The organism is Salmonella sp. A29-2, assembly GCF_020150755.1.
GTDB lineage: Bacteria > Pseudomonadota > Gammaproteobacteria > Enterobacterales > Enterobacteriaceae > Salmonella > Salmonella enterica.
Genome location: NZ_CP083731.1, coordinates 4,796,371 through 4,808,644 on the forward strand (window position 1 = coordinate 4,796,371; position 12,274 = coordinate 4,808,644).

A 12,274-nucleotide genomic window follows, 5' to 3' on the forward strand; every position below is an offset into this window, starting at 1 on the left:
GCCCTTTTTATTAATCATCAGCTTCGGTGTAGTCTTCTGCGCCTTCAACTTGCGGCTTGCCGCCAGACAAGGTGTGGAAGCGTTTTGGACGCTTGATACGCGTCATATACTTGGACCAGACGCGTTCTGCATCCGTTACCGGCTCGCGTTCACCGCGACATACCGCTACAAACAGCTTCTCTTCTTCAGTCACAGGCTCACGCTTGCCAAGATCCAGATCATTAAAGGCATGACCATGACGCTCAAGCAGTTGTGCCTCTTTAATCGTGAAATCACCGTGACGAGAGAATCCACGTGGATAATGTTTATTGTCAAAATATCGATTAGTCGTCGTAAAGCTTTCCGCCATCCTGCACGCTCCTAATTCTTTGTCTGAGCTATTTATGGCGCGGAGTATTAGTTACGCTTGACAGAGTGTAAAACAAAACATTTAAATCATAACGACAAATAATTTTGTGGAGAGCACAGTGGATACGGAATTGTTAAAAACTTTCCTGGAAGTTAGCCGGACACGCCATTTCGGGCGGGCCGCAGAAGCACTTTACCTGACGCAATCCGCGGTGAGCTTTCGTATCAGGCAACTGGAGAATCAACTGGGCGTAAACCTTTTTACACGGCACAGAAACAATATCCGTTTAACCACGGCTGGCGAAAAACTTTTACCGTATGCGGAAACGCTGATGAATACGTGGCAGGCGGCACGTAAAGAGGTGGCGCATACCTCACGCCATAACGAGTTTTCCATCGGCGCCAGCGCGTCTTTATGGGAGTGTATGCTTAACGCCTGGCTGGGGCGACTGTACCAACTACAGGAGCCGCAAAGCGGCCTGCAATTCGAAGCCAGAATCGCTCAACGGCAATCGCTTGTGAAGCAACTTCATGAACGCCAGCTTGATCTCCTCATTACTACCGAAGCGCCCAAAATGGATGAGTTCAGCAGTCAACTGTTAGGGCACTTCACTTTGGCGTTATATTGCAGCAGCCCTGCCCGTAAGAAATCAGAACTCAATTATCTGCGGCTGGAGTGGGGACCAGACTTCCAACAGCATGAAACCGGGCTGATCGCAGCAGATGAAGTGCCGGTATTAACAACCAGCTCAGCCGAACTCGCCCGACAGCAGCTTAGCGCATTAAATGGCTGTAGCTGGCTTCCTGTAAACTGGGCAAATGAAAAGGGCGGATTACATACCGTTGCCGACAGCGCAACGCTTTCACGGCCGCTATACGCCATTTGGCTGCAAAACAGCGATAAATACTCGCTGATCTGCGATCTGTTAAAAACGGATGTGCTGGATGAACAATGAAAATGATGAAAAGAAAAAGAAGGGAACTTACGATTACCTGATCAGATAATCAGGTAATTTCAGGCAAAAAAAAATCCTTAGCAGATGCTAAGGATTATTTCTGGCAGGGGCGGAGAGACTCGAACTCCCAACACCCGGTTTTGGAGACCGGTGCTCTACCAATTGAACTACGCCCCTAATTAGGGTGGCGGAACGGACGGGACTCGAACCCGCGACCCCCTGCGTGACAGGCAGGTATTCTAACCAACTGAACTACCGCTCCACCGAATTCTTTTACAACCACTGATTTTTACATCAGTTTACTGCTTAATTTGATGCCTGGCAGTTCCCTACTCTCGCATGGGGAGACCCCACACTACCATCGGCGCTACGGCGTTTCACTTCTGAGTTCGGCATGGGGTCAGGTGGGACCACCGCGCTACTGCCGCCAGGCAAATTCTGTTTATCAACACGCCTTTAGCATGTCGATGTCATCTGTATCAGGCTGAAAATCGTCTCTCAATCCGCCAAAACACCTTCGGCGTTGTAAGGTTAAGCCTCACGGTTCATTAGTACCGGTTAGCTCAACGCATCGCTGCGCTTACACACCCGGCCTATCAACGTCGTCGTCTTCAACGTTCCTTCAGGAGACTCTAAGTCTCAGGGAGAACTCATCTCGGGGCAAGTTTCGTGCTTAGATGCTTTCAGCACTTATCTCTTCCGCATTTAGCTACCGGGCAGTGCCATTGGCATGACAACCCGAACACCAGTGATGCGTCCACTCCGGTCCTCTCGTACTAGGAGCAGCCCCCCTCAGTTCTCCAGCGCCCACGGCAGATAGGGACCGAACTGTCTCACGACGTTCTAAACCCAGCTCGCGTACCACTTTAAATGGCGAACAGCCATACCCTTGGGACCTACTTCAGCCCCAGGATGTGATGAGCCGACATCGAGGTGCCAAACACCGCCGTCGATATGAACTCTTGGGCGGTATCAGCCTGTTATCCCCGGAGTACCTTTTATCCGTTGAGCGATGGCCCTTCCATTCAGAACCACCGGATCACTATGACCTGCTTTCGCACCTGCTCGCGCCGTCACGCTCGCAGTCAAGCTGGCTTATGCCATTGCACTAACCTCCTGATGTCCGACCAGGATTAGCCAACCTTCGTGCTCCTCCGTTACTCTTTAGGAGGAGACCGCCCCAGTCAAACTACCCACCAGACACTGTCCGCAACCCGGATTACGGGTCCACGTTAGAACATCAAACATTAAAGGGTGGTATTTCAAGGTCGGCTCCATGCAGACTGGCGTCCACACTTCAAAGCCTCCCACCTATCCTACACATCAAGGCTCAATGTTCAGTGTCAAGCTATAGTAAAGGTTCACGGGGTCTTTCCGTCTTGCCGCGGGTACACTGCATCTTCACAGCGAGTTCAATTTCACTGAGTCTCGGGTGGAGACAGCCTGGCCATCATTACGCCATTCGTGCAGGTCGGAACTTACCCGACAAGGAATTTCGCTACCTTAGGACCGTTATAGTTACGGCCGCCGTTTACCGGGGCTTCGATCAGGAGCTTCGCTTGCGCTGACCCCATCAATTAACCTTCCGGCACCGGGCAGGCGTCACACCGTATACGTCCACTTTCGTGTTTGCACAGTGCTGTGTTTTTAATAAACAGTTGCAGCCAGCTGGTATCTTCGACTGACTTCAGCTCCATGAGTAAATCACTTCACCTACGTGTCAGCGTGCCTTCTCCCGAAGTTACGGCACCATTTTGCCTAGTTCCTTCACCCGAGTTCTCTCAAGCGCCTTGGTATTCTCTACCTGACCACCTGTGTCGGTTTGGGGTACGATTTGATGTTACCTGATGCTTAGAGGCTTTTCCTGGAAGCAGGGCATTTGTTGCTTCAGCACCGTAGTGCCTCGTCATCACGCCTCAGCCTTGATTTTCCGGATTTGCCTGGAAAACCAGCCTACACGCTTAAACCGGGACAACCGTCGCCCGGCCAACATAGCCTTCTCCGTCCCCCCTTCGCAGTAACACCAAGTACGGGAATATTAACCCGTTTCCCATCGACTACGCCTTTCGGCCTCGCCTTAGGGGTCGACTCACCCTGCCCCGATTAACGTTGGACAGGAACCCTTGGTCTTCCGGCGAGCGGGCTTTTCACCCGCTTTATCGTTACTTATGTCAGCATTCGCACTTCTGATACCTCCAGCAACCCTCACAGGCCACCTTCACAGGCTTACAGAACGCTCCCCTACCCAACGAACGTATCCTTAAACCGACTCGACTTTGTATACGCTTTGACGTCGCTTCGCTCCGTCAATCGTAATCCGCTGAATCGCTTTAAGTGATACGTTCGCTGCCGCAGCTTCGGTGCATGGTTTAGCCCCGTTACATCTTCCGCGCAGGCCGACTCGACCAGTGAGCTATTACGCTTTCTTTAAATGATGGCTGCTTCTAAGCCAACATCCTGGCTGTCTGGGCCTTCCCACATCGTTTCCCACTTAACCATGACTTTGGGACCTTAGCTGGCGGTCTGGGTTGTTTCCCTCTTCACGACGGACGTTAGCACCCGCCGTGTGTCTCCCGTGATAACATTCTCCGGTATTCGCAGTTTGCATCGGGTTGGTAAGCCGGGATGGCCCCCTAGCCGAAACAGTGCTCTACCCCCGGAGATGAATTCACGAGGCGCTACCTAAATAGCTTTCGGGGAGAACCAGCTATCTCCCGGTTTGATTGGCCTTTCACCCCCAGCCACAGGTCATCCGCTAATTTTTCAACATTAGTCGGTTCGGTCCTCCAGTTAGTGTTACCCAACCTTCAACCTGCCCATGGCTAGATCACCGGGTTTCGGGTCTATACCCTGCAACTTAACGCCCAATTAAGACTCGGTTTCCCTCCGGCTCCCCTATTCGGTTAACCTTGCTACAGAATATAAGTCGCTGACCCATTATACAAAAGGTACGCAGTCACACAGGTAAACCTGTGCTCCCACTGCTTGTACGTACACGGTTTCAGGTTCTTTTTCACTCCCCTCGCCGGGGTTCTTTTCGCCTTTCCCTCACGGTACTGGTTCACTATCGGTCAGTCAGGAGTATTTAGCCTTGGAGGATGGTCCCCCCATATTCAGACAGGATACCACGTGTCCCGCCCTACTCATCGAGCTCACAGCACATGCGCTTTTGTGTACGGGGCTGTCACCCTGTATCGCGCGCCTTTCCAGACGCTTCCACTAACACACATGCTGATTCAGGCTCTGGGCTCCTCCCCGTTCGCTCGCCGCTACTGGGGGAATCTCGGTTGATTTCTTTTCCTCGGGGTACTTAGATGTTTCAGTTCCCCCGGTTCGCCTCATTAACCTATGGATTCAGTTAATGATAGTGTGACGAGTCACACTGGGTTTCCCCATTCGGGTATCGCCGGTTATAACGGTTCATATCACCTTACCGGCGCTTATCGCAGATTAGCACGCCCTTCATCGCCTCTGACTGCCAGGGCATCCACCGTGTACGCTTAGTCGCTTAACCTCACAACCCGAAGATGTTTCTTTCGATTCATCATCGTGTTGCGAAAATTTGAGAGACTCACGAACAACTTTCGTTGTTCTGTGTTTCAATTTTCAGCTTGATCCAGATTTTTAAAGAGCAAATATCTCAAACGTGACTCGTAAGTCAGTTTTGAGATACTGATGGCAACGCCTTTCACACATTACCGCGCAAGTGGCGTCCCCTAGGGGATTCGAACCCCTGTTACCGCCGTGAAAGGGCGGTGTCCTGGGCCTCTAGACGAAGGGGACACTGAAGTCTCAATCGCAAGACGCCTTGCTATTCACTTTTCATCAGACAATCTGTGTGAGCACTGCAAAGTACGCTTCTTTCAGGTAAGGAGGTGATCCAACCGCAGGTTCCCCTACGGTTACCTTGTTACGACTTCACCCCAGTCATGAATCACAAAGTGGTAAGCGCCCTCCCGAAGGTTAAGCTACCTACTTCTTTTGCAACCCACTCCCATGGTGTGACGGGCGGTGTGTACAAGGCCCGGGAACGTATTCACCGTGGCATTCTGATCCACGATTACTAGCGATTCCGACTTCATGGAGTCGAGTTGCAGACTCCAATCCGGACTACGACGCACTTTATGAGGTCCGCTTGCTCTCGCGAGGTCGCTTCTCTTTGTATGCGCCATTGTAGCACGTGTGTAGCCCTGGTCGTAAGGGCCATGATGACTTGACGTCATCCCCACCTTCCTCCAGTTTATCACTGGCAGTCTCCTTTGAGTTCCCGGCCGGACCGCTGGCAACAAAGGATAAGGGTTGCGCTCGTTGCGGGACTTAACCCAACATTTCACAACACGAGCTGACGACAGCCATGCAGCACCTGTCTCACAGTTCCCGAAGGCACCAGTCCATCTCTGGAAAGTTCTGTGGATGTCAAGACCAGGTAAGGTTCTTCGCGTTGCATCGAATTAAACCACATGCTCCACCGCTTGTGCGGGCCCCCGTCAATTCATTTGAGTTTTAACCTTGCGGCCGTACTCCCCAGGCGGTCTACTTAACGCGTTAGCTCCGGAAGCCACGCCTCAAGGGCACAACCTCCAAGTAGACATCGTTTACGGCGTGGACTACCAGGGTATCTAATCCTGTTTGCTCCCCACGCTTTCGCACCTGAGCGTCAGTCTTTGTCCAGGGGGCCGCCTTCGCCACCGGTATTCCTCCAGATCTCTACGCATTTCACCGCTACACCTGGAATTCTACCCCCCTCTACAAGACTCAAGCCTGCCAGTTTCGAATGCAGTTCCCAGGTTGAGCCCGGGGATTTCACATCCGACTTGACAGACCGCCTGCGTGCGCTTTACGCCCAGTAATTCCGATTAACGCTTGCACCCTCCGTATTACCGCGGCTGCTGGCACGGAGTTAGCCGGTGCTTCTTCTGCGGGTAACGTCAATTGCTGCGGTTATTAACCACAACACCTTCCTCCCCGCTGAAAGTACTTTACAACCCGAAGGCCTTCTTCATACACGCGGCATGGCTGCATCAGGCTTGCGCCCATTGTGCAATATTCCCCACTGCTGCCTCCCGTAGGAGTCTGGACCGTGTCTCAGTTCCAGTGTGGCTGGTCATCCTCTCAGACCAGCTAGGGATCGTCGCCTTGGTGAGCCGTTACCTCACCAACAAGCTAATCCCATCTGGGCACATCTGATGGCAAGAGGCCCGAAGGTCCCCCTCTTTGGTCTTGCGACGTTATGCGGTATTAGCCACCGTTTCCAGTAGTTATCCCCCTCCATCAGGCAGTTTCCCAGACATTACTCACCCGTCCGCCACTCGTCAGCAAAGCAGCAAGCTGCTTCCTGTTACCGTTCGACTTGCATGTGTTAGGCCTGCCGCCAGCGTTCAATCTGAGCCATGATCAAACTCTTCAATTTAAAAGTTTGATGCTCAAAGAATTAAACTTCGTAATGAATTACGTGTTCACTCTTGAGACTTGGTATTCATTTTTCGTCTTGCGACGTTAAGAATCCGTATCTTCGAGTGCCCACACAGATTGTCTGATAAATTGTTAAAGAGCAGTGCCGCTTCGCTTTTTCTCAGCGGCGCGGGGTGTGCATATTACGCTTTCCCGCTTCAGAGTCAAGCGTTTATTTTCGCTTTTCTCCGTGAGGTTCTGGTCTGAACCCCGCTGACCCGGCGGCCTGTATGCCGTTGTTCCGTGTCAGTGGTGGCGCATTATAGGGAGTTATTTCTGCCTGACAAGAGGAAATTTAAAATAATTTTCTGAGTGTCTCTTTTTTCATCAACAGCGGGCTTAACGTGCCATAAAATAAGCAAAATGCCGTTATTGCAACTGCAATCACACTTCCAGGTGGCATACTAATAACCAAACGAAAGAGAAAGGAAGAACATTCATGCCTTTAAGCGCACAACAATTAGCCGCACAGAAAAATCTATCCTATGTTCTGGCTGAAAAGCTGGCGCAGCGGATATTAAAGGGTGACTACGCCCCCGGTACGATTCTTCCCGGCGAAATAGAACTGGGCGAGCAGTACGGCGTAAGTCGAACGGCAGTTCGCGAAGCGGTGAAAACGTTGACGGCTAAAGGTATGGTGCTACCCCGTCCGCGCATTGGTACGCGGGTGATGCCGCAGGGAAACTGGAACTTTCTGGATCAAGAGCTGCTGACCTGGTGGATGACGGAAGAAAATTTTCATCAGGTGGTAGATCATTTTCTGGTGATGCGTATTAGCCTGGAGCCGCAAGCCTGCCTGCTGGCGGCGACTCTTGGCACACCGGAGCAGAAAGCGCGGCTTAATGCCTTAATGGAAGAGATGGTCGCGCTGAAAAAGCATTTTAAGCGTGAACGCTGGATTGAAGTGGATATGGCGTGGCACGAGCATATCTACGAAATGAGCGCCAATCCCTTTCTAATCTCTTTTGCGACGCTATTTCATTCGGTTTATCACACTTACTTTACCTCAATCACCTATAACGAGGTGGTAAAGCTGGATTTGCACCAGGCCATTGTTGATGCCATCGCTGATGGCGACGGCGAACGCGCTTTCCAGGCCTGTCAGGCGTTGTTAATAGCGCCCAATGAGAGACCAGATAATTAACAGGATATTGAATGACCAGCAAAAAAGCGCGCAGTATGGCTGGCCTGCCGTGGATCGCGGCGATGGCCTTCTTTATGCAGGCGCTAGACGCCACCATTTTGAATACCGCTTTACCGGCTATTGCGCATAGTCTTAACCGTTCACCACTCGCCATGCAGTCCGCTATTATCAGTTATACCCTGACAGTAGCTATGTTAATTCCGGTAAGCGGCTGGCTGGCTGACCGCTTTGGTACGCGTCGCGTCTTTATGGTTGCCGTAAGTCTGTTTACGTTAGGCTCGCTGGCCTGCGCGCTCTCCAGTTCACTATCTGAATTGGTTATTTTTCGCGTCGTACAAGGCGTCGGCGGAGCGATGATGATGCCAGTGGCGCGGCTGGCGTTATTGCGAGCCTATCCGCGTAGTGAGCTGCTGCCTGTTCTTAACTTTGTCACTATGCCGGGGCTGGTAGGTCCGATTCTGGGGCCGGTATTAGGCGGCGTACTGGTGACCTGGGCAAGCTGGCACTGGATCTTCCTGATTAATATTCCCATTGGTGTTGCAGGCATTCTGTATGCCCGCAAATATATGCCCAACTTCACCACGCCGCGTCGCAAGTTTGACATGACCGGCTTCTTTCTTTTTGGGTTAAGTCTGGTTTTATTTTCCAGCGGAATGGAACTGTTTGGCGAAAAGATTGTGGCGACATGGATCGCATCCGCCATTATTTTTTGCAGTATCGTTCTACTATTGGCCTATATCCGCCACGCCCGCCGTCATCCGACACCGTTAATATCACTATCGCTGTTTAAGACACGCACATTTTCCGTCGGTATTGCCGGCAACCTCGCCACGCGTCTGGGGACAGGCTGCGTACCTTTTTTGATGCCGTTAATGCTACAGGTTGGTTTTGGCTACCCGGCTCTGATCGCCGGCTGCATGATGGCGCCGACAGCTTTGGGTTCTATTATCGCGAAATCGACCGTAACGCAGGTTTTGCGACGTTTGGGATACCGGAAGACTCTGGTCGGCATTACGGTATTTATCGGTCTGATGATTGCCCAGTTTTCGTTTCAATCTCCCGCCATGCCGATCTGGATGCTCGTACTGCCGCTATTCATTCTTGGAATGGCGATGTCCACTCAATTTACGGCAATGAATACGATTACTCTTGCGGATCTGACGGACGATAACGCCAGCAGCGGCAACAGCGTTCTGGCGGTTACGCAGCAATTGTCTATCAGTTTAGGCGTGGCGATCAGCGCGGCGGTGTTACGTATTTATGAAGGTTTTGCGGGCACCAGTACCGTGGAACAGTTCCACTATACCTTTATCACGATGGGGGCGATCACTATCGTGTCCGCGCTGATGTTTATGCTGCTAAGAGTCAAAGACGGCAACAATCTGATTAAAGAACGGCATAAATCTAAACCGACCCACGCTCCGTCAAAACCGGAGTAAGCTGAAGTCGCTGTTGTTGCAAGGCGGGCTGCGCCATCCGATGAATCAACACATCAATAGCCAGCTCGCCCAATTCATCTTTCGGCTGATGGATAGTCGTCAGCGGCGGCGTCATATAGCGCGCCAGCTCAATATCATCATAGCCAATGACTGCCATATCCTGCGGAATACGAAGCCCCGCCTGATATAGCGCCTGATAGGCGCCGACAGCCATCGCATCGTTTCCGGTAAAAACCGCTTGCGGTCGCTGTTGATGGGCGAGTAACGCCTGCATGGCGTCAAAGCCGCCGCCAAATTCAAAATCGCCGGTGATCTCATAGCCTTGCGGAATAGCCAGCCCTGCGCGTTTCATCGCCGCCCGATACCCTTCCAGCCGTAAACGCGCTGGCGTTTTGTCCAGCGGGCCGGTAATACAGGCTATTCGGGTAAAACCTTTATCGATAAGGTATTGGGTGGCAAGATCGCCGCCTAACAACGAATTATCCTGAATGAGATCGCTATCGCCCTCACCATCAAACGGCGACCAGTCCATCATGACGGTAGGAATAGACGGATAACGCTCCATGATTTCACGAGAAGGCTGATGCGTTTCGGTACACAGCAGCAGTAAACCGTCTACCCGTTTTTGCATCAGCGTCTCCAGGTTGCGGTTCATCCGTTGCTCGTCGCCTTCGGTATTGCACAGCACCAGACTATAACCGCGCTCAAAACAGCTTCGCTCAACGCCGCGCACCAGTTCGGAATAAAAAGGGTTGGTACTGGCGGTAATCAGCATACCAATCGTGCGGGTCTGGTTTAACTTGAGGCTTCGCGCCAGCGCAGAAGGCGCATAGTTAAGTGATTTAATCGCCGCTTCAACTTTTTCGGTTATCGTCTCACTCACAAAGCGATCTTTGTTAATAACGTGAGAGACCGTCGATGTAGAGACTCCCGCCAGGCGGGCAACATCTTTCATAGTAGCCAAGCGTTACCCCTGCTGATGTAAAAACGCTTCTATCTCTTCGCGCCACGGAACGGAAGGTTGCGCGCCTTTACGCGTTACGGCAATCGCGGCGGCGGCATGGGCAAAGCGAATCGCTTCCGGCAACGGCGTCTCCTCCAGTATCGCGGTGATAAAGGCGCCGTTAAACGTATCTCCGGCGGCAATGGTATCGACAGCCTCAACGCTAAATCCAGGAACGCGGCGGCCCTCGCCGTCTACGCTGGCCCAGACGCCACGGCTTCCTAAGGTAATTAATACGGTTCGAATGCCTTTATCATGCAAAACCTGCGCAGCTTTCGCGGCATCGTCGTCATTTTCCACACGCACGCCCGTCAGCTTTTCAGCTTCCGTTTCATTTGGCGTGATGATGTCCACCAGCGCCAGCAGTTCATCCGGTAGCTCACGGGCAGGCGCCGGGTTAAGCGCAACAGTAGTATGATGTTGATGGGCGATTTTCGCCGCCGCCAGTACGCTTTCCAGCGGCGATTCCAGCTGCATCAGTAACGCATCCGCCTGCGCGATACGTTCACGTTGCGCATCAACCAACGCCGGCGATAACGCGGCATTCGCTCCGGCATGAATACCGATGACGTTCTCGCCTTCGCCGTTAACGAAAATCAGCGCCACCCCAGTAGACTCGCCTTTAATAACGCTAACTGGCGCGATATCAATACGATCGCTGACTAATTGTTTACGAATACTGTCGCCAATATCGTCATCGCCCGTGCAGGCGATAAACGCAATATTTGCCCCGCTACGTCCCGCAGCAACCGCCTGATTCGCGCCTTTCCCGCCAAACGCGACCTGATAATGGCTACCGGTTACCGTTTCACCCGGGGTAGGGAAGGACTCAAGATTAAGGATATGATCGGCATTAATGCTGCCAAGGACGATGAGATTACCTGCGGTTTTCATATTCGGGGTTCCACGTCAAAGTGCGCCACCGGTTAGGGTGGCGCGTGCCCTGCTTTTCTTTTTTTACGTTCACCTCAGCGGAGGCTCGCGTATTTCTGTCGCCATCAGGCCATAGTTGACCCGTGTCGTTTATTACTGCTTGATGACCAGTTTCAGGTCAACCGGATATTTGGCCTGAACTTTTTCGCCTTTCAGCACCTTATCCGCCACTTCAACGCCTTTGGCGCCGATTTGATCCGGTAACTGAGCGATAGTCGCTGCCAGTTTGCCATCTTTTACGGCCTTTTCGCCATCCGGCGTACCGTCAAATCCAACCACCATCACATCTGCTTTACCGGCAGTTTGCAGCGCGCGCAGTGCGCCCAGCGCCATTTCATCGTTCTGGGCGAAGACAGCCTGAACATCCGGATGCGCGGTCAGCAGGTTCTGCATGACGTTCAGACCCTTAGTACGGTCGAAATCGGCTGGCTGGCTGGCCAGGACATTAAATTTGTGGGCGGTTACCGCCTGCTGGAAACCTTCGCCACGCTCACGCGCCGCGGATGTTCCGGCAATGCCTTGCAACTCAATCACTTTGGCGCCTTCGCCAGCTTTTTTCGCGATATAGTCGCCAGCGATCTTACCGCCCAGCACGTTATCAGACGCGATATGGCTGACGACATCGCCTTTGGTTGCCTGGCGGTCAAGCGTGATAACCGGAATCTTCGCCTGGTTCGCCATCTTCACCGCGTTACCCACCGCATCGGAGTCAGTCGGGTTGATCAGCAAAATTTTGGTCCCGCGAACGGTTAAATCCTGCACGTTCGCCAGCTCTTTGGCAGGGTTGTTCTGGGAGTCCAGCACCACCAGGTTATAACCCAGTTTATCCGCCTCTTTTTGCGCCCCGTCTTTTAACGACACGAAGAAGGGATTATTGAGGGTAGAGATCACCAGCGCAATGGTGTCTTTCGCCATTGCATTCGCGCTCACGGTGGCGCTCAGCGCAACAGCAGATACCAGGGTAGCCAGTTTTTTCATGTTCATATTTCAGATGTCCTGT

The 12,274-nt window shown here is 52.3% G+C and carries 7 protein-coding genes, 3 tRNA genes and 3 rRNA genes; 3 read left to right on the plus strand and 10 right to left on the minus strand.

The window, feature by feature from the left end:
* Positions 1-10: 10 nt before the first annotated feature.
* On the minus strand, positions 11-349 hold the full coding sequence (gene maoP, locus K8W53_RS23295; protein WP_000840996.1) for a macrodomain Ori organization protein MaoP: 339 nt from the start codon (positions 347-349) through the stop codon (positions 11-13).
* Positions 350-455: 106 nt separating this feature from the next.
* On the opposite strand from maoP, the gene hdfR reads away from it, so the two are divergent.
* The gene (gene hdfR / locus K8W53_RS23300) at positions 456-1,304 is read left to right on the plus strand and encodes an HTH-type transcriptional regulator HdfR (RefSeq protein WP_001541181.1); all 849 of its coding nucleotides are present in this window, start codon (positions 456-458) and stop codon (positions 1,302-1,304) included.
* A gap of 101 nt (positions 1,305-1,405) precedes the next feature.
* Here the strand turns inward: hdfR and K8W53_RS23305 are convergent.
* The 6 genes from K8W53_RS23305 to K8W53_RS23330 all read right to left on the minus strand — a co-directional run bounded on the left by K8W53_RS23305 (position 1,406) and on the right by K8W53_RS23330 (position 6,714).
* Positions 1,406-1,481, minus strand: a tRNA-Trp gene (locus tag K8W53_RS23305).
* An 8-nt stretch (positions 1,482-1,489) separates the two neighbouring features.
* Positions 1,490-1,566 (minus strand) — tRNA-Asp (locus K8W53_RS23310).
* A gap of 54 nt (positions 1,567-1,620) precedes the next feature.
* Positions 1,621-1,736 (minus strand): 5S ribosomal RNA (gene rrf, locus K8W53_RS23315).
* Positions 1,737-1,831: 95 nt separating this feature from the next.
* Positions 1,832-4,818: ribosomal RNA gene (locus K8W53_RS23320) — 23S ribosomal RNA — on the minus strand.
* A gap of 193 nt (positions 4,819-5,011) precedes the next feature.
* Positions 5,012-5,087: transfer RNA gene (locus K8W53_RS23325), tRNA-Glu, on the minus strand.
* 85 nt (positions 5,088-5,172) lie between these two features.
* A 16S ribosomal RNA gene (locus K8W53_RS23330) occupies positions 5,173-6,714 on the minus strand.
* The 16S, 23S and 5S rRNA genes sit together here with 3 tRNA genes alongside, the layout of an rRNA operon.
* 480 nt (positions 6,715-7,194) lie before the next feature.
* Between K8W53_RS23330 and K8W53_RS23335 the strand changes: the two genes are divergently transcribed.
* Positions 7,195-7,899 carry a FadR/GntR family transcriptional regulator gene (locus K8W53_RS23335; RefSeq protein WP_001131144.1) on the plus strand — a complete coding sequence of 235 codons (705 nt, stop codon included), beginning with the start codon at positions 7,195-7,197 and terminating at the stop codon, positions 7,897-7,899.
* An 11-nt stretch (positions 7,900-7,910) separates the two neighbouring features.
* Positions 7,911-9,338: a multidrug transporter subunit MdtD gene (gene mdtD / locus K8W53_RS23340; protein ID WP_000202072.1), complete on the plus strand. Its 1,428-nt coding sequence runs from the start codon at positions 7,911-7,913 to the stop codon at positions 9,336-9,338.
* Here the strand turns inward: mdtD and rbsR are convergent.
* From rbsR to rbsB, 3 genes are all read right to left on the minus strand, one after another.
* Positions 9,304-10,302, minus strand: a complete 999-nt coding sequence (rbsR, locus tag K8W53_RS23345) for a ribose operon transcriptional repressor RbsR (RefSeq protein WP_023223996.1) — start codon at positions 10,300-10,302, stop codon at positions 9,304-9,306. The two genes, mdtD and rbsR, sit on opposite strands and share 35 nt — an antisense overlap.
* Positions 10,303-10,305: 3 nt before the next feature.
* Positions 10,306-11,235, minus strand: a complete 930-nt coding sequence (gene rbsK / locus K8W53_RS23350) for a ribokinase (protein ID WP_000844728.1) — start codon at positions 11,233-11,235, stop codon at positions 10,306-10,308.
* A gap of 132 nt (positions 11,236-11,367) precedes the next feature.
* Positions 11,368-12,258, minus strand: a complete 891-nt coding sequence (gene rbsB / locus K8W53_RS23355; RefSeq protein ID WP_052939458.1) for a ribose ABC transporter substrate-binding protein RbsB — start codon at positions 12,256-12,258, stop codon at positions 11,368-11,370.
* Positions 12,259-12,274: the final 16 nt, after the last annotated feature.